Below are 16,510 nucleotides of genomic sequence, written 5' to 3'. Positions count from 1 at the left end.
ACCACGGTGCCGGCAACCGGGGCGCTGTTGCTGCCGGGCTTGCTCGCACCTGGCGGATATAGCTTGAGGGTCTGGCCGGGATAGATCGTGTTGGGCGAGGACAGGCCGTTCCACGCAGCCAGGTCCGGCGCGGTGATGTTGGTACGGCGCGAGATGGCATACAGGGTGTCGCCACGCTGGACGGTCACCGTTGCACCGGGGCGCGGCACCGACGGACGCGGCGCCGCAGATGGACGGGGGGACGACGAACCACCGCCGGCTCCCGGCGATCGCACCACCGTGGCGCTGCTGCAGGCGGCCAGCCCGGCCGCCACCATGAGCAGGACTGCTGTCTTACGTACCGAATTCATCTGCAACTTGCTCATCCGTTGGTTGTCTTCCACACCAGCCACCCTGCTCCCACCGCCAGCACGGCCATCGCCACCCAGCCCAACGGCTCGATCCAGCGATGCAGCGCGGCTTCGGCGCGCGCACCGCCCAGCCGGATCGCGCCGGCCACCAGATACACGCGCTTGCCGCGACCGACCAGCATGCTGGCGATGAACGGCAGGATCGGCACGCCGACCACGCCCGAAGCCCAGGTAAAGATCTTCAGCGGGATCGGCGTGAAGCCGACCAGTACCAGGGCCCAGAATGCCTTCCACGGCGACTCGGCCACCAGCGCGCGCAGGGTTTCGATCTGCACCTGGATCTTTGCGCTCCAGCCCAGCCATTCAATCAGCGGCTGCAGCGCGGCGAAGGCGAAGTGGCCGAGCAAATAGCCCACCAGCGCGCCACTGAGCGAGCCGATCAGGCTCAGCGTGGCGAACCATAGCGCGCGCTTGGGCTCAGCCAGCGACATCGGCGCCAGCATCACCTCCGGTGGCACCGGGAAGATGAAGCCCTCCACGAAACTGAGGCCGGTCAGCAGCGCAGGAGCGCGGCGGTGGCGCGACCAACGGATGGCCACGTCGTACAACGGCCCGAAAATCTTCATCGAGGAACTCTCATGGGGTCAATCCAGCATGCCCGACAACAGCGGGACGAACGTGACCGGGGCCAGAACCTGTTGTGCGATGGCGCCGTCGGCATCACGGGTGAGTTGCACCAGCGACTGCGAGGACGCACCACCCACCGGTGCGACCAGACGTCCGCCGACCGCCAGCTGATCGACCAAGGCATCGACCAATGCCGGCGCAGCGGCAGTGACCACGATGGCATCGTACGGGCCATGCTCGGGCCAGCCGATGCGGCCATCGTCATGTTTGCTGCGCACGTTCATGCCCAGATGGCGGAAGCGCTTGCGCGCCTGCCGCAGCAGGTCGCCGATGCGCTCGACCGTGTAGACCTCCAGGCCCAGCGCCGCGAGGATCGCGCCCTGGTAGCCGGAGCCGGTGCCCACTTCGAGCACCTTGGTGGGCGCGACCTGCAGCACCGCCTCGGTCATGCGCGCCACGACCCAGGGCTGGGAGATGGTCTGGCCGTGGCCGATCGGCAGTGCGGTGTCTTCGTAGGCGCGCGAGGCCAGCGCTTCATCGATGAACAGATGGCGCGGCACGGTGCGCATGGCATTGAGCGTGGCCTCGTCCTGGATGCCGGCCTCGCGCAGGCGCTCGACCAGGCGGTCGCGCACGCGCTGCGAGGTCATGCCGATGCCGACCGATTCCGGTTGCAGCATGCGCAGTCTCGGCGTCATGCCGGTGCGTCCAGCGCAGCGGTCAGCCCACCGACCCAACCGGCCACGGTCTCCAGCGCCTGATAGCGGGTGAGATCGACGTGGATGGGCGTGATCGAGATATGCCCGGTACGCACCGCATGGAAATCGGTGCCGGCGCCGGCATCCTGCTCGGGACCGGCCGGGCCGATCCAGTACACGGTGCGGCCGCGCGGATCGCGCTGCTCCACGCAGGGCTCGGACCGGTGACGGTTGCCCAACCGGGTGACCTCGAAACCAAGCACATCCGACCAGGGCAGATCCGGCACGTTGACGTTGAGGATGGTGTCGGCCGGCAACGGGTCGGCCTTCAGGCGAGCGACGATTTCCACCGCAGCGCGCGCGGCGGTCGCATAGTTGTGCGCCTGGTGGTTGTGGGTGACCAAGGACACCGCAACCGCAGGCAGGCCGAGGAACCGGCCTTCCATCGCGGCGGAGACGGTGCCCGAATAGATCACGTCATCGCCCAGATTGGCCGAATTGTTGATGCCCGACACCACGATGTCGGGGTCGTAATCCAGCATTCCGGTCAGCGCCAGATGCACGCAGTCGGTCGGGGTACCGGCCACCGCGCAGGTCTGCGCATCGATGCGGCGGGTGCGGATGGGTACATCCAGGGTCAGCGAATTGCTGGCGCCGGAGCGGTCGCGGTCGGGCGCGACCACCATCACTTCATGACCGGCATGGCGTAGCGCCTCGGCCAATACCTGGATGCCGGGGGCGTCGACACCGTCGTCGTTGCTAACCAGTACGCGCATGGGACTCCTCGGAAAACCGGGCCATGATACCGGATGCGTCCCTGGGCTTCGCGCTTGATCTTCGCGTACGTCTGAGGTTGGAACGGTTACGCTGTTGCCATGTCCCACCCTGAAGACGAAGACGACGCCGCGCTGTTTCGCGCGGCGATCGGCACGGTCAAGCCGATCCGCGAGGTCGCGCCGCCGGCCAATGCCAAGCCGCGACCGAAACCGCGCGCGCGCATGGCCGAGCGCGACGAGGCCGACGCGCATTCGGAATTTGCCCGCCTGCTGCGCGACAGCGGGCCGCTGGAGGCGGGCGACACTGCCAGCTACCGCCGCGACACGCTTCCGGCCCGCCTGTTCCAGCGACTCAAGCGCGGCCAGTTTTCGGTGCAGGACGAACTGGATCTGCATGGCGCCACCGCAGCGCAGGCCGAGGCGTTGCTACGCCAGTTCCTGCTCGAGGCGCATGCGCACGAACATGGCTGCGTGCGCATCATCCACGGCAAGGGCCTGCAGTCGGACAACGGCACGCCCGTGCTGAAGAACCTGATGGACCGCCTGCTGCGCCAGCGCAACGATGTGCTGGCGTTCCATTCGGCGCCGCCCACCCAGGGTGGCACCGGGGCCTTGCTGGTGTTGCTGGCGCGGAAGTAGTCGCAACCTGGCGAGGCCGTGCACGAGCGGTCCTGGCGGCGCGGGGCGCCGGAGACATGCCTGTCGCGGCCAGAGCCGCTCCTACGAGAACGACGCTCAGGCGTCGGTACGCAGCTGCGGCGCGGCACGGCCGGCGTCGCTGACTTCTCCCAATTCCCAAAGCACCGCGGTGGCGTAGCAGCCCGGCGGCAGTGCGAATTCCATCTGCAGGGTCTGCGCTTCCGGCCAGCGGTAATCCAGGCCTTGCGGACGCAACCGCAATGCGCGGCGCTCCTGCTTCAATCCTGCCGCTTCAAGGCCCTGACGCAAGACTTCCGACTGCGGATCCGACAGGGCGCCCTGCTCCACCGCTGCAGCCTGCCCGGTCGAGCGCAGTTCGCCCGCGCCCCACAACGGGCCGCTGGGATGGATATCGAACCGCGTCAGCCGTTCAGCCAGCACCTCGCTCCACGGCTCCGGACCGAACACGCTGCGCGAGCCGTCGAGCATCCATGCCTCGCCGTCCAGGCCGATATCCCAGTTGCCCTGCTCCACACGTGCGCCCAGCACGCGATTGAACAGCGACGAACGCGCGGCCGACAGCAGGATCGAGCGTTGATCGTTGCGCAGGCGTCGCTTCGGGGCCGGGGCCAACGAGCCGTCGGCGTCCTGCGCGTAGCCGAACATCGCCAGCGCGGAGGCGACATTGCCGCCGTCGCGGCCGAAGCGTTGTTCGCCGAACCAGTTGGGAATGCCACGCGCCGCAATCGCCTGCAGACGTCGTTCGATGGCCTCGCGCTCACCTTGCACCTGTCGCATTGTCAGCACGAAGCGGTTCCCGAGCAGCGCGCCGCGCTGCAGCTTGCGGTGATGCCAGGTGCTTTCGACCACCTGCATCTGCGCATCGTCGAGCGTTGCCAGATCCGGCGCGATGCGTTTTGGCAGATGCACGCTGAAGCGCTGGGTGGTCACCGCATGGCGATCCTTCAGGCCGGCGTAGCTGACGCCCATCTCGGCGATGCCTGCCCAGCGCGCCAGTTGCTTGGCGACGTAGGCGGTGTTCTGGCCGCGCTTGCGAATGGTGAGCAGCAAGTGTTCGCCTTCGCCGGATGGCTCGAACGACGGTAACTCGTCAACCTGGAAGTCTTCCGGGGTGCTGCGCATTGCCGCGCTCAGCACTGCAGGCCCGTGTGCGCGTGGAAGCTGGGAGGTTTCGCTCATGGTGGTGTTCGCCTTTGCGCCGACCCATCGCGCGCGGTGTGCCGAGCTCTCGGCGCGGAATGTGAGGACGCATGCCGATGCGCGGCATGCAGGAGCGCGTCTAGACGGCGATCTTGCCCAGCAGCACCGCCGCCTGCGCCGCGATGCCTTCGCTGCGACCGGTGAAGCCGAGCTTTTCGCTGGTGGTGGCCTTGACGCTGACCGCATCCAGCTCGATCGCTAGCAGGCCGGCGATGCGCTCGCGCATGGCCAACGCATGCGGGCCGACCTTGGGCCGCTCGCAGATCACCGTGATGTCCGCGTTGCCCACGCGCCAGCCGCGCTCGCGCAGCAGCTGGTCGCAATGCTGCAGGAACTGCGCGCTGTCAGCGTCCTTCCAGCGCGCGTCGGAGGGCGGGAAATGCACGCCGATATCGCCCAGCGCCAGCGCGCCCAGCATGGCATCGCACAGCGCATGCAGCACCACATCGCCATCGCTATGCGCCAGAACGCCCTGGCTGTGCGCCACGCGCACACCGCCGAGCATCACGTGATCGCCATCGCCGAACGCATGGACGTCGTAGCCCTGGCCGATTCGGAAATTGAAGGACATGGATCAAACCTCTTCGGGACCGGGAACCCGGGACCCGGGACCCGGAACGGCAGATGCCAAGACAGTAGACGCTGGACCGAGGCTGTCCGGGTCCCGGCTCCAGGGCTCCGGGCCCCGCCGCGCCAGTTCGAATTCGAAACGCGCCAGATCCGTCGGCGTGGTGACCTTGAAGTTGTCTTCGGCGCCTTCCACCAACAGGGGGCGCAGCCCCAGGCGCTCCATCGCCATGGCCTCGTCGGTCACCTCCACCCCGGCCGCCGACGCTTCGGTGAGGCCGCGGATGAGTTGGTGACGCCGAAACAGCTGCGGCGTGAGCGCACGCCACAGGCGTTCGCGCGGTTCGGTGCCGTCGATGCCACCATCGTCGCCGGCACGCTTGAGCGTGTCGCGTACCGGTGCGGCCAGGATCGCGCCGACCGGGTCGCCACGGCCGATTTCCAGTAGGCGGTCCAGATCGGCCAGGGCCAGATTCGGCCGCGCGGCATCGTGCACCAGCACGAAATCGTCGGCACGCACGCTCTCGGGCAAGGCCAGCAATCCGGCCAGTACCGAGGCCGCACGCGTGGCGCCTCCGACGCAGGTCAGCACCGGTGTGGATTCCACCGCAGTCCAGCCGGGCCAGTCGGCATCGCCGGGGGCGATCGCCACCAGGATGCCGGCCACCGCCGGGTGCGCGGCCAGCGCCGCCAGCGTATACGCCATCAACGGCTGACCGCCGGCAGGCAGATATTGTTTTGGCACAGGCCCGCCAAACCGCGTGCCGCGCCCCGCGGCCGGCACGATCGCCCAAATGGAGCCGGTCATGGGTGATCCACCGGATCGGTGGCGTCGGGCGCTTGCTGTGCGGGGACCGCTGCGTCAGTGGATGCGGGTGACGGCAGCGGCGCATCCTCGACCACGCGATAGAACGTCTCGCCCGGCTTGATCATGCCCAGCTCGCTGCGTGCACGTTCCTCGATTGCCGCTTCGCCGTCCTTCAAATCCTTCACCTCTGCTGCCAACGCCTGGTTGCGTTGGCGCAGACCTTCGTTGTCCTGTGTCTGATGCGCGACCTGGGCTTCCAGCATCATGACTTCACCGGAATTCCCAGGCCCGAACCAGAAGCGGTACTGCAGCCAAGCCAGCAGCACCGCCAGCACCAGCAGTAGCCAGCGCCAGTTGCGCACGGCTTATCGCTTGATCGAGACGAACGCGTCGCGGCCGGCGTAACGCGCGCCGGACCCCAGTGCCTGCTCGATGCGCAGCAGCTGGTTGTACTTGGCGACGCGGTCGCTGCGGCACAGCGAGCCGGTCTTGATCTGCGTGGCAGTGGTGGCCACGGCGATGTCGGCGATGGTGGTGTCTTCGGTTTCGCCCGAGCGGTGCGACACGATCGATGCGTAATTGGCCGCATGCGCCATGGCGATGGCTTCCAGCGTTTCGGTCAGCGTACCGATCTGGTTGACCTTGATCAGGATCGCATTGGCGGTACCCGAGTCGATGCCCTGCTTGAAGATCTTCGGGTTGGTGACGAACAGATCGTCGCCCACCAGCTGCACCTTCTTGCCAACGCGGTCAGTCAGCAGCTTCCAGCCGGACCAGTCGTCTTCGGCCAGGCCGTCTTCAATGCTGATGATCGGGTACTGCGCGACCCAGTCGGCCAGGAAGTCAACGAACTGCTCGCTGGTCAGGCGCTTGTTCTCGCCGACCAGGTTGTACTTGCCGTTGTCGTAAAACTCGCTGGAGGCCACGTCCAGGCCCAGCAGCACGTCTTCGCCGGCGGTGTAACCGGCCTTGCCGATCGCTTCGAGGATGGTGTCCAGCGCTTCGACGTTGCTGCGGAAGTCCGGCGCAAAGCCACCTTCATCGCCTACCGCCGTGCTCAGGCCGTGGCCCTTGAGCACCGACTTGAGCGAATGGAAGATTTCGGTACCGGCGCGCAGCGCTTCGGAGAACGAACTGCAGCCCACCGGCAGCACCATGAACTCCTGGAAGTCGACGTTGTTATCGGCATGCGCGCCACCGTTGATGATGTTCATCATCGGCACCGGCAGCTTGACGTCGGCCTCGGTGATGGTGGACAGGTACTGCCACAGCGGCTGCTTGCGCGAGGCGGCCACGGCATGCGCGGCGGCCAGCGACACACCCAGCAGTGCGTTGGCACCCAGGCGGCCCTTGTTCTCGGTGCCATCCAGATCGATCAGGCGACGGTCCAGACCCTGCTGGTCGGCCGCATCGAAGTTCTTCAGCGTCTCGGCGATGGTGCCGTTGACGTTGTCCACCGCATGGCGCACGCCCTTGCCCAGGTAGCGGGTCTTGTCGCCATCGCGCAGCTCCACCGCTTCCTTGGTGCCGGTCGAGGCACCCGAGGGCACGGCGGCGCGGCCGAACGAGCCGTCGTCCAGCGTGACTTCGGCCTCCAGCGTGGGATTGCCGCGGGAATCGAGGATTTCGCGGGCGAGGATCTTGGCGATAGTGGTCATAGGTCGATCGGTTACCAGTAAGGGGGAAGTACACCGGAAACAAGCTGCCGGATTATCGCTGCACACCGGTCCATTGCCAAATGGCATTGGCCCGATGAGCGCCTGACCGGCAAGACTAGGCAGCTAGGCCTTCAGTCCCAGCAGCGACAAACAAGACAGCAGTAGCAAGAGCAGCAGCAGCGCCAGGCCCATGGCTGCAGCGCCCGGCTGGCGACGCAGCGAGAACGCGACCGGGCTGGCGACAAACCCACCCAGCGCCACCAGCGCGCCTGCCCACAGCGTGACAAACATCGGAACGCGCGTGGCCTGCATCGCATGGTTGCCGTCGCCTGGCATGCCGATGCTGGCGGTTACCAAGAAGGCCATGACGGCCAGACAGGCCCATGCTGCAAGCGACAAACCCAACGCCATCCAGCCCCAGGGCCAGTGCCGCCAGTGCCGGCGTTGGCGACACGATGCCGCCAACGCCCACGGATCGGAACTCATGCGAAGCGCGCGAACCCGTGCTTCTTGGTGACAGCGTCCAGTTCCATCAGCGTTTCCAGCAGCTCTTGCATGCGGTCCAGCGGCCACGCATTGGGGCCATCAGACAGCGCCTTGGACGGATCCGGATGGGTTTCGGCGAACAGGCCGGAAATACCGACCGCCACCGCCGCCCGCGCCAGCACCGGCACGAATTCGCGCTGGCCACCGGAGCTGCTGCCCTGCCCGCCCGGCAACTGCACCGAATGGGTGGCGTCGAACACCACCGGGCAGCCGGTATCGCGCATGACGCTCAGCGAGCGCATGTCGCTGACCAGGTTGTTGTAGCCGAACGAGGCGCCACGCTCGCAGACCATGATCTGCTCGTTGCCGGTCGACTTGGCCTTGTCCACCACCGGCTTCATGTCCCACGGCGCCAGGAACTGGCCCTTCTTGATGTTGACCGGCTTGCCGGCGGCGCAGACGTTCTTGATGAAGTCGGTCTGGCGCACCAGAAAGGCCGGGGTCTGCAGCACGTCGACGACGGCGGCGACCTCGTTCATCGGGGTGTATTCGTGTACGTCGGTGAGCACCGGCACGCCGATCTGCTTTTTCACTGCGTCCAGCACCTTCAGGCCTTCTTCCAGGCCCGGGCCACGGAAGCTGGTGCCGGAGGTGCGGTTGGCCTTGTCGAAGCTCGACTTGAAGATGAAGTTGACCCCGAGCTTGCCGGTGATCTCCTTGAGCTTGCCGGCCACGTCGAGCTGCAGCTGCATCGACTCGATCACGCATGGGCCGGCGATCAGGAACAGCGGCTGATCCAGGCCAACTTCGAAGTCACACAGTTTCATCAGGTCACCTTATTTCGATTGAAGCCCCTTTCCCATCGGGAGAGGGGTTGGGGTGAGGGAATGGTTGCGAAGTACTGCTGAAGCATGATGGTTTGCCCTGGCTGGCGCGTAGCGACGCGCTTGTCATGGCTGCCACCTTCCAGTGCATTGCGGCGCACCCTCATCCGCCCCTACGGGGCACCTTCTCCCGACGGGAGAAGGGAGAAGGGAGTCGCCATGATCTGAGCCCCTGTCCCACCGGGAGAGGGGTTGGGGTGAGGGTGCGGTTGCGAAGCACTGCTGAAGCATGATGGTTTGCCCTGGCTGGCGCGTAGGGACGCGCTCGTCATGGCTGCCATCTTCCAGTGCGTTGCGGCGCGCCCTCATCCGCCCCTTCAGGGCACCTTCTCCCAAGGGGAGAAGGAACTCACGCACGCGCTTCCTTGAGCAACTTGCCGCCAGCTTTTTTTTCGCGCGCGGCACGCACGAAGCCGATGAACAACGGGTGCCCGTCGCGTGGCGTGGACAGGAATTCCGGGTGCGCCTGGCAGGCCAGGAACCACGGGTGCGCATCGCGCGGCAGCTCCACCACTTCCACCAGCGTGTCGTCCATCGACTTGCCGGAAATCACCAGACCGGCGTCTTCCAGCTGGGTGCGGTAGCGATTGTTGAACTCGTAGCGGTGACGATGACGCTCGGCCACCACGTCCTTGCCATAGACCTCGCGTGCCAGCGTGCCCGGCTTGAGCCGCTGCTCCTGCAAGCCCAGCCGCATGGTGCCGCCCAGGTCGGACTTCTCGTCGCGCTTTTCGACTTCGCCGGTGGCGGTGCGCCATTCGGTGATCAGGCCGATCACCGGATGCGGCGACTGGCGATCGTTCTCGGTGCTGTTGGCCGCGTCCAGGTCGGCAACATGGCGCGCATAGTCCACCACCGCCGCCTGCATGCCGTAGCAGATGCCGAAGTACGGCACCTTGTGCTCGCGCGCAAACCTGGAGGTCTGCACCTTGCCTTCGAAACCGCGGTCGCCGAAACCGCCCGGCACCAGGATGCCGTCGATGTCCTGCAAGGCAGACATGTCGCTGCCCTCCAGATCCTGCGCCTCCAGCCACTTCAGGTTGACCTTGGTGCGCTGACGCAAGCCGCCGTGACGCAACGCTTCGGCCACGGACTTGTAGGCGTCCTGGTGATCGACATACTTGCCGACCACGGCGATGTTGACCTCGTCCAGCGGATGCTTGACCGCATCCACGACCGCCGCCCACTCGGACAGATCGGCGTCGGCGACCTTGTCGCGCAGCTTGAACTGGTCGATGACCAATTCGTCCAGTCCCTGGCGCAGCAATTCCAGCGGCATGCCGTACAGCACATCGATGTCGGGGCAGCTGATCACCGCGCGTTCGGAGACATTGGTGAACAGTGCGATCTTGCGACGCTCCGAATCCGGCACCGCCTGCTCGGAGCGGCACAGCAGCACGTCCGGCTGGATGCCGATCGAGCGCAGTTCCTTGACCGAATGCTGGGTCGGCTTGGTCTTCAACTCACCGGCCGCCGCGATGTACGGCACCAGGGTGAGGTGCATGAACATGGCCTTTTCGGCGCCGCGCTCGGTGCGTACCTGACGGATCGCTTCCAGGAACGGCAGCGATTCGATATCGCCCACGGTGCCGCCAATCTCGATCAGCGCCACATCGAACCCAGCCGTGGCCTCGTCGATGCAACGGCGGATTTCATCGGTGATGTGCGGGATCACCTGCACGGTGGCGCCCAGATAATCACCGCGACGTTCCTTGCGGATCACGTTTTCGTAGATCCGCCCGGTGGTGACCGAGTTCTTGCGCGACAGCCGCGTGCGCACGTAGCGCTCGTAGTGGCCAAGGTCCAGGTCGGTTTCGGCACCGTCGTCGGTGACATACACCTCGCCGTGCTGGAACGGGCTCATCGTGCCCGGGTCCACATTGATGTACGGGTCCAGCTTCATCATCGTGACCTTCAGGCCACGCGCTTCAAGAATGGACGCAAGCGAAGCTGCGGCGATGCCCTTGCCTAGCGAGGACACTACACCGCCTGTTACGAAAATCAGGGGAGTCATGGGGCTCAAGGCCTCCCGGAAAGCCATAGTTTAACGGGTGACGGGCGAATGCCCAAGGGTTGCGTGACGGCGAGGCCATCCCGCGCGGAAAATTCGGCTACGCACCTGCAAATGCAGACGCCCCGGCCGAAGCCGGGGCGTCCATGTCACGCGATGACCTGACAGAAGACTCAGCGCGAGGGCTTTTCTTCTTCCTCTTCCTCGCGCGGAGCGCTGTCGGCCTTGGGCTTCTGCGCGGCGGCAGCGGCGCGGCGCTCGGCCTTGCGCTCGGCGTCGGTCTTGGCCTTGGCGTCGTCGCTCTTCTGCGCGCTGGCGCCCTGCCCGGCCTGCTGCGGGGCCGCCTGCGCCATGGCGGGAAGTGCCGCCACGGCGGCCGCACCCAGGGTGAGCATCAGAATATGCTTGAACTTCATGGTGTCCTCCGGTTCGGTGACATCCTCAGGTGGGGACGTTTGGTTCCGAAACCAACGCCAGGGTAGCCACCGGCACCCCGCCCCGCACTGAACGCCTGCCACGTGCAAAATGTTGCCTCAGCCCCCACACTTGCGCGTCGTTTCACGTGCCAACGAGATGCATGAACACCCGTTATAACGCTGCCGATATTGAAGTGCTGTCGGGCCTGGACCCGGTCAAACGCCGCCCGGGCATGTACACCGACACCGCGCGCCCGAACCACCTGGCGCAGGAAGTGATCGACAACTCGGTCGACGAGGCGCTGGCCGGCCACGCCCGGCAGGTCGAGGTCACGCTGTACAAGGACGGCAGCTGCGAGGTGTCCGACGACGGCCGCGGCATGCCGGTGGACATCCACCCGGAAGAGAAGATCCCGGGTGTCGAATTGATCCTGACCCGGCTGCACGCCGGCGGCAAGTTCAGCAACCGCAACTACACCTTCTCCGGCGGCCTGCACGGCGTGGGCGTGAGCGTGGTCAACGCGCTCTCGACCAAGGTCGAGCTGTTCATCAAGCGCGAAGGCAGCGAGCACCGCATGGAGTTCCGCGACGGCAACGCCGCTTCCAAGTTGGAAGTGGTCGGCACCGTCGGCAAGAAGAACACCGGTACGCGGCTGCGCTTCTGGGCCGACCCGAAGTACTTCGACACGCCCAAATTCAATGTGCGCGCACTGCGCCACCTGCTGCGGGCCAAGGCGGTGCTGTGCCCCGGCCTGACCGTCAAGCTGCATGACGAAGCCACCGGCGAGCAGGACAGCTGGTACTTCGAAAACGGCCTGCGCGACTATCTGAAAGGCGAGATGGCCGAGCACGAACTGCTGCCGGCCGAGCTGTTCGTGGGCAGCCTGAAGAAGGACACCGAGATCGTGGACTGGGCCGCGGCCTGGGTGCCGGAAGGCGAGCTGGTGCAGGAAAGCTACGTCAACCTGATCCCCACCGCGCAGCACGGCACCCACGTCAACGGTCTGCGTTCGGGCCTGACCGATGCGCTGCGCGAGTTCTGCGATTTCCGCAACCTGCTGCCGCGCGGCGTCAAGCTGGCGCCGGAAGATGTCTGGGACCGGGTCACCTTCGTGCTCAGCCTGAAGATGACCGACCCGCAGTTCTCCGGGCAGACCAAGGAACGCCTGTCGTCGCGCCAGGCCGCCGGCTTCATCGAAGGCGCCGCGCATGACGCTTTCAGCCTGTATCTCAATCAGAACGTGGAGATCGGCGAGAAGATCGCGCAGATCGCCATCGACCGTGCCAGCGCACGGCTGAAGACCGAAAAGCAGATCGTGCGCAAGAAGGTGACCCAGGGCCCGGCCCTGCCCGGCAAGCTGGCCGATTGCATCAGCCAGGACCTGTCGCGGACCGAGCTGTTCCTGGTCGAAGGCGACTCGGCCGGCGGCTCGGCCAAGCAGGCGCGCGACAAGGATTTCCAGGCGATCCTGCCGCTGCGCGGCAAGATCCTCAACACCTGGGAAGTGGCGTCCGGCAGCGTGCTGGCCTCCGAGGAAGTGCACAACCTGGCGATCGCGATCGGCTGCGACCCCGGCAAGGACGACATCACCGGGCTGCGCTACGGCAAGGTGGTGATCCTGGCCGACGCCGACTCCGACGGCCTGCATATCGCCACGCTGCTGACGGCGCTGTTCCTGCAGCACTTCCCTGCACTGGTGGCCGCTGGCCACGTGTTCGTGGCGATGCCGCCGTTGTTCCGCGTGGACGTGGGCAAGCAGGTGTTCTATGCGCTGGACGAAGAAGAAAAGACCACGCTGCTGGACAAGATTGCGCGCGAAAAGATGAAGGGCCAGATCAGCGTCACCCGCTTCAAGGGCCTGGGCGAGATGAACCCGCAGCAGCTGCGCGAGTCCACCATCCATCCGGATACCCGCCGGCTGGTGCAGCTCACCATCGACGATGGCGAACAGACCCGTTCGTTGATGGACATGTTGCTGGCCAAGAAGCGCGCCGGCGACCGCAAGCAGTGGCTTGAGAGCAAGGGTGATCTGGCTTCGTTGGAAGTTTGAAACCGCTGGAAACTTAAAACGCTTCGGAAGTTGAAGCCCCTCTCCCGCCGAAAGAGGGATTGGAGTAAGGGTGCCGGGCGAAGCCACTGTGTAATGGATGACGCGAGGCTTCGCCGGCACCCCCATCCGCGCCTGCGGCAGCTTCTCCCCCATTAAGGCGGACTATGTCCCGAAGGGAGAAGGGCGCGCTTTTGGCGACGCGCATCCTTGAGCGGACCAGGCCACCTACCTCGCAGGCCGCGTCGATTCACACGGCATCCATGCCTGCCTGCGCATTCACCGGGCCCCAGGGGTCCAGCATCGGCACTGCTCCAACGTAAGCCCATTGACCCGCTCCGCAACGTTCCGACGCAGCGCGCCAGCGACCTGCTGCTGGACGGCAGCATCGCGCCGACCACCATGGCGATAGTGAACGTCGTCACGCGAGTGTCGGCAGAAAAGTCAGCGTGTCGACGCCGGGCGATGACCCGGCTGCATCGGGGCTGCAGTGCCGCTCAGACCGCGCCGGGCTCGGTGGCTCTGACGTTCCAGCCCAGCCACTGGTAGACGCGGTAGCGCGCGATGCCCAGGTATTCGTGCAGGGCCACATCGGCCAGGGTGAAGTTGTAGCTCTGCGGCAGCACCGACCAGGAGGCGGTCAGCCAGTCCGCACGCACCGGCACGGCGTCGATGCCGAAGTGGCGGAAGTACAGCTCGGCGCGGCGCAGATGCGTGGCCGAGGACACCAGCACGATGCGGTCGGGCCGGTGCGCGCGCAGCAGCGGCTGGCTGAACTGCGCGTTCTGCCAGGTGTTCATGCTGGAGGGCTCCATGATCAGATCCGCCCGCTCGATCCCCAGCCCGATCAACACGCGCTGGTAGACCACCGCCTCGGACAGGCCCAGGCCGCGCGCGTCGCCACCGCTGATCTCGATCTTGCAATCGCCGCCGCTGCGGCGGCACTGCTGGTAAAGCCGCGCCGATTCGACAATGCGCCCGTAGGCGAACATGTTGGCCTCGGCCACCGCGTCACTCCCCTCCGGGCGCACCGTGCCTGCGCCGAGCAGCACGATGACGTTGCGCGCGCCCCACGCGTTGAAGTCGTTGACCCCGGTGCGCTGCAGGTGTTGCAGCATCCATGACGGCAACGGGCCGCAGCCCACGGCAAACACCAGCGCCAGGCTGATGCCGCCCAGCAGACGCGAAAATCGCCGCAGGCCGCGGCGATCGATCAACCAGGCAAACCCGAACAACACGCACACCAGGGCAAGCATCATCGAGGCAGGGTCTCACTCAGAACGCGCAGGCACACCGCCGGTGGCAGATCGCTTGCGCAAGGGCCGCATCGTGGTCGCGGTGCGTGACCGCACCGCGACACCGTGTCAGGTCCAGCCGAACAGCTCGAACATGCGCAGGATCAGATACGCCACACCGCCGGCCGCGGGAATGGTGAGGATCCAGGCCCAGACGATGCGCTCGATCACGCCCAGCCGCAGCGAGCGCGGGTTCTTGGCAAAGCCCACGCCCATGATGGCGGTGGAGATGCTGTGCGTGGTGGACACCGGCATGCCGAAGTGTGCGGCCACGGTGAGCACCGTGGCCGAGCTGGTTTCGGCGGCAAAGCCGTGGATGGGATGCAGCTTGACCATCTTGTGGCCGAGCGTCTTGATGATCTTCCAGCCGCCGGACGCCGTGCCGGCCGCCATCACCACCGCGCAGGTCAGCACGATCCACATCGGGATACCGGCACCGGCGGCCAGACCGGTGCCCGGGTGCAGGAACGACAGCCAGCTGGGCAGGTCATCAAGTGCGCCGGCCGACTGCGCGCCGATCAGGGTCATGGCGATGATGCCCATGGTCTTCTGCGCGTCGTTGTGACCGTGCGCGTAGCCCATGTACGCAGCCGAGGCGATCTGCGCCTTGCCGAAGAACGCATTGACCCAGCGCGGCCGCGCCAGCCGCCCGATCGGACCGCCAAGCCTGGACATGCCGGCGATGATCGCCCACAGCAGCACCATCACCACGATGCCGAGCAGGAAGCCGGCGATCGGCGAGGTGATCATCGGCACGAACACCTTCCACAACAGGCCCTTGTTCTTGGCCCAGTTGCCGATGTTCTCCGACCAGATCAGCGCGTCCCAGTTGTTGTGCGCCGCGGCCAGGCCGGCGCCGCACAGGCCACCGATCAGCGCGTGCGAGGACGACGACGGCAGGCCCTTCCACCAGGTGATCAGGTTCCAGATGATGCCGCCCAGCAGTGCGCACAGGATCACCTGCGGGGTGACCTCCACCACGTTGGTGTTGAGCAGGCCCGAGGCAATGGTCAGCGCCACTGCGGTACCTGTGAGGGCGCCGATCAGGTTCATGCCGGCCGCCAGCATCACCGCCCAGCCCGGCGACAACACCTTGGTGGCGACCACGGTGGCGATGGAGTTGGCGGTGTCGTGGAAGCCGTTGATGAACTCGAACACCAACGCGGCCAGGATCACCACCAGAACAAGGGTAAGCACGCGGCGACCTCAGCTGTTCTTCAACACGATCTGGTACACCACCACCCCTGCCTCGCGGCAACGGTCGATGGCTTTTTCCAGGATCTCGAAGAACTCCTTGAGCAGGAACATCTGCAGCGTATCCAGGCGGCCGGAATAGATGTCGCGATACAGCTCGAGCATCAGACGGTCGGCCTCGTTCTCGAGCATGCGCAGCTTGTCGTTGAGCGCGGTCATGCGATCGATGTTCATGCGTGGCAGGTCGTCGACCATCTCCACCACCACCGCGGCAGCCTGCTCCAGCATCGCCGCGCGCGGGGCGAAGTCGATGTGTTCCAGGTGCTGGGTGGCCAGCGAATAGCGGTCGGCGAATTTCTCGACCTGCTTGGGAATCTTGTACAACGCCGAACCCAGCGCTTCGATGTCTTCGCGCTCGATCGGGGTCATGAAGCTGTCCACCAAGGCCTGGCCGATCTTGTCGGAGGCAGCGCGTTCGCGCAGGCGGGCGAGCTTGAAGGCGTCCAGTGCGGGCTGCCGGTCGGACTCGCGCATCATGGCGTGCAACGCCTTGGTGCTGTCGTAGGCGGCCTGCGCCGCTTCGTTCAGGAGCGAATAGAACTGCTTGCCGGAACCGAAGATGGTCTGCAACGAGAACATGGGTGGAGAACTTCCTGCCGTCGAGGGAGGACGGCACCAGGGGCGAATTATGACCGGTCCATGACCTGTCTGGGTATATCGACGCCGCCTGCGGCCTTCACGCCGGCATTTCCCGGCTCGAACCACCCTGTGGTTTGCTACCATGCTTGCGCGCCTTCGGGCGCACCCTATGGAAGACGACCCTATATTCCCC

General features: G+C 66.0%; 18 protein-coding genes. 2 read left to right on the top strand and 16 right to left on the bottom strand.

Annotated elements, in window-relative coordinates; translation table 11 throughout:
• From OZ10_RS17500 to surE, 4 genes are all read right to left on the bottom strand, one after another.
• Window positions 1-365: LysM peptidoglycan-binding domain-containing protein (locus OZ10_RS17500; RefSeq protein ID WP_039566208.1), on the bottom strand; the 365-nt coding region annotated here is incomplete at its 3' end.
• Window positions 362-976 carry a YqaA family protein gene (locus OZ10_RS17495; protein WP_039412056.1) on the bottom strand — a complete coding sequence of 205 codons (615 nt, stop codon included), beginning with the start codon at window positions 974-976 and terminating at the stop codon, window positions 362-364. The genes OZ10_RS17500 and OZ10_RS17495, both read right to left, overlap by 4 nt.
• Window positions 977-994: 18 nt before the next feature.
• Window positions 995-1,675, bottom strand: a complete 681-nt coding sequence (locus OZ10_RS17490) for a protein-L-isoaspartate(D-aspartate) O-methyltransferase (protein ID WP_039412060.1) — start codon at window positions 1,673-1,675, stop codon at window positions 995-997.
• On the bottom strand, window positions 1,672-2,451 hold the full coding sequence (gene surE / locus OZ10_RS17485) for a 5'/3'-nucleotidase SurE (RefSeq protein ID WP_039412063.1): 780 nt from the start codon (window positions 2,449-2,451) through the stop codon (window positions 1,672-1,674). Before surE ends, OZ10_RS17490 begins: the two co-directional genes overlap by 4 nt.
• A gap of 99 nt (window positions 2,452-2,550) precedes the next feature.
• Between surE and OZ10_RS17480 the strand changes: the two genes are divergently transcribed.
• Window positions 2,551-3,090, top strand: a complete 540-nt coding sequence (locus OZ10_RS17480; RefSeq protein WP_039412067.1) for a Smr/MutS family protein — start codon at window positions 2,551-2,553, stop codon at window positions 3,088-3,090.
• 96 nt (window positions 3,091-3,186) lie between these two features.
• Here OZ10_RS17480 and truD read toward each other — a convergent pair whose 3' ends face one another.
• The 9 genes from truD to OZ10_RS17435 all read right to left on the bottom strand — a co-directional run bounded on the left by truD (window position 3,187) and on the right by OZ10_RS17435 (window position 11,141).
• Window positions 3,187-4,290, bottom strand: a complete 1,104-nt coding sequence (gene truD, locus OZ10_RS17475; RefSeq protein WP_039412071.1) for a tRNA pseudouridine(13) synthase TruD — start codon at window positions 4,288-4,290, stop codon at window positions 3,187-3,189.
• Window positions 4,291-4,390: 100 nt separating this feature from the next.
• On the bottom strand, window positions 4,391-4,882 hold the full coding sequence (ispF, locus tag OZ10_RS17470; RefSeq protein ID WP_039412074.1) for a 2-C-methyl-D-erythritol 2,4-cyclodiphosphate synthase: 492 nt from the start codon (window positions 4,880-4,882) through the stop codon (window positions 4,391-4,393).
• Window positions 4,883-4,885: 3 nt separating this feature from the next.
• Window positions 4,886-5,686 (bottom strand): 2-C-methyl-D-erythritol 4-phosphate cytidylyltransferase, encoded by an 801-nt coding sequence (gene ispD / locus OZ10_RS17465; RefSeq protein WP_039566205.1) that lies wholly within the window; start codon window positions 5,684-5,686, stop codon window positions 4,886-4,888.
• Complete coding sequence (ftsB, locus tag OZ10_RS17460; RefSeq protein WP_039412079.1) at window positions 5,683-6,048, bottom strand: cell division protein FtsB; 366 nt, start codon at window positions 6,046-6,048, stop codon at window positions 5,683-5,685. The genes ispD and ftsB overlap by 4 nt, the downstream gene beginning before the upstream one ends.
• A 3-nt stretch (window positions 6,049-6,051) precedes the next feature.
• A complete protein-coding gene (gene eno / locus OZ10_RS17455) occupies window positions 6,052-7,344 on the bottom strand; it encodes a phosphopyruvate hydratase (protein WP_039412082.1) in 1,293 nt (430 codons plus the stop codon).
• Between the two features lie 123 nt (window positions 7,345-7,467).
• Window positions 7,468-7,830 carry a hypothetical protein gene (locus tag OZ10_RS17450; protein WP_081419637.1) on the bottom strand — a complete coding sequence of 121 codons (363 nt, stop codon included), beginning with the start codon at window positions 7,828-7,830 and terminating at the stop codon, window positions 7,468-7,470.
• Entirely contained in the window at window positions 7,827-8,657 is an 831-nt protein-coding gene (kdsA, locus tag OZ10_RS17445) for a 3-deoxy-8-phosphooctulonate synthase (RefSeq protein WP_039412087.1), read from the bottom strand. Before kdsA ends, OZ10_RS17450 begins: the two co-directional genes overlap by 4 nt.
• A gap of 406 nt (window positions 8,658-9,063) precedes the next feature.
• Window positions 9,064-10,728, bottom strand: a complete 1,665-nt coding sequence (pyrG, locus tag OZ10_RS17440; RefSeq protein WP_039412090.1) for a CTP synthase — start codon at window positions 10,726-10,728, stop codon at window positions 9,064-9,066.
• 170 nt (window positions 10,729-10,898) lie between these two features.
• Window positions 10,899-11,141: a hypothetical protein gene (locus OZ10_RS17435; protein ID WP_039412093.1), complete on the bottom strand. Its 243-nt coding sequence runs from the start codon at window positions 11,139-11,141 to the stop codon at window positions 10,899-10,901.
• A gap of 161 nt (window positions 11,142-11,302) precedes the next feature.
• On the opposite strand from OZ10_RS17435, the gene parE reads away from it, so the two are divergent.
• On the top strand, window positions 11,303-13,192 hold the full coding sequence (parE, locus tag OZ10_RS17430; protein ID WP_039412096.1) for a DNA topoisomerase IV subunit B: 1,890 nt from the start codon (window positions 11,303-11,305) through the stop codon (window positions 13,190-13,192).
• 494 nt (window positions 13,193-13,686) lie between these two features.
• On the opposite strand, the gene OZ10_RS17425 is transcribed toward parE, so the two are convergent.
• The 3 genes from OZ10_RS17425 to OZ10_RS17415 form a co-directional block, all read right to left on the bottom strand.
• Window positions 13,687-14,448, bottom strand: a complete 762-nt coding sequence (locus OZ10_RS17425; protein ID WP_039412099.1) for a YdcF family protein — start codon at window positions 14,446-14,448, stop codon at window positions 13,687-13,689.
• Between the two features lie 105 nt (window positions 14,449-14,553).
• Entirely contained in the window at window positions 14,554-15,681 is a 1,128-nt protein-coding gene (locus tag OZ10_RS17420) for an inorganic phosphate transporter (protein WP_039412101.1), read from the bottom strand.
• A gap of 9 nt (window positions 15,682-15,690) precedes the next feature.
• Window positions 15,691-16,317 carry a DUF47 domain-containing protein gene (locus OZ10_RS17415; RefSeq protein WP_039412104.1) on the bottom strand — a complete coding sequence of 209 codons (627 nt, stop codon included), beginning with the start codon at window positions 16,315-16,317 and terminating at the stop codon, window positions 15,691-15,693.
• Window positions 16,318-16,510 lie beyond the last annotated feature (193 nt).

Source organism: Xanthomonas cannabis pv. cannabis, assembly GCF_000802365.1.
Lineage (GTDB): Bacteria > Pseudomonadota > Gammaproteobacteria > Xanthomonadales > Xanthomonadaceae > Xanthomonas > Xanthomonas cannabis.
The sequence above is the reverse complement of the archived record's forward strand: the minus strand, read 5'-3'. Positions and strand labels throughout refer to the sequence as shown.

What these genes read in the sequence shown, in the direction of transcription:
- OZ10_RS17425 (WP_039412099.1), bottom strand. Translation starts at nt 14,448, where the DNA reads ATGATGCTTGCCCTGGTGTGCGTGTTGTTCGGGTTTGCCTGGTTGATC.
- ispD (WP_039566205.1), bottom strand. Translation starts at nt 5,686, where the DNA reads ATGACCGGCTCCATTTGGGCGATCGTGCCGGCCGCGGGGCGCGGCACG.
- ispF (WP_039412074.1), bottom strand. Translation starts at nt 4,882, where the DNA reads ATGTCCTTCAATTTCCGAATCGGCCAGGGCTACGACGTCCATGCGTTC.
- OZ10_RS17435 (WP_039412093.1), bottom strand. Translation starts at nt 11,141, where the DNA reads ATGAAGTTCAAGCATATTCTGATGCTCACCCTGGGTGCGGCCGCCGTG.
- surE (WP_039412063.1), bottom strand. Translation starts at nt 2,451, where the DNA reads ATGCGCGTACTGGTTAGCAACGACGACGGTGTCGACGCCCCCGGCATC.
- eno (WP_039412082.1), bottom strand. Translation starts at nt 7,344, where the DNA reads ATGACCACTATCGCCAAGATCCTCGCCCGCGAAATCCTCGATTCCCGC.
- OZ10_RS17450 (WP_081419637.1), bottom strand. Translation starts at nt 7,830, where the DNA reads ATGAGTTCCGATCCGTGGGCGTTGGCGGCATCGTGTCGCCAACGCCGG.
- truD (WP_039412071.1), bottom strand. Translation starts at nt 4,290, where the DNA reads ATGAGCGAAACCTCCCAGCTTCCACGCGCACACGGGCCTGCAGTGCTG.
- parE (WP_039412096.1), top strand. Translation starts at nt 11,303, where the DNA reads ATGAACACCCGTTATAACGCTGCCGATATTGAAGTGCTGTCGGGCCTG.
- OZ10_RS17495 (WP_039412056.1), bottom strand. Translation starts at nt 976, where the DNA reads ATGAAGATTTTCGGGCCGTTGTACGACGTGGCCATCCGTTGGTCGCGC.
- OZ10_RS17415 (WP_039412104.1), bottom strand. Translation starts at nt 16,317, where the DNA reads ATGTTCTCGTTGCAGACCATCTTCGGTTCCGGCAAGCAGTTCTATTCG.
- pyrG (WP_039412090.1), bottom strand. Translation starts at nt 10,728, where the DNA reads ATGACTCCCCTGATTTTCGTAACAGGCGGTGTAGTGTCCTCGCTAGGC.
- kdsA (WP_039412087.1), bottom strand. Translation starts at nt 8,657, where the DNA reads ATGAAACTGTGTGACTTCGAAGTTGGCCTGGATCAGCCGCTGTTCCTG.
- OZ10_RS17490 (WP_039412060.1), bottom strand. Translation starts at nt 1,675, where the DNA reads ATGACGCCGAGACTGCGCATGCTGCAACCGGAATCGGTCGGCATCGGC.
- OZ10_RS17480 (WP_039412067.1), top strand. Translation starts at nt 2,551, where the DNA reads ATGTCCCACCCTGAAGACGAAGACGACGCCGCGCTGTTTCGCGCGGCG.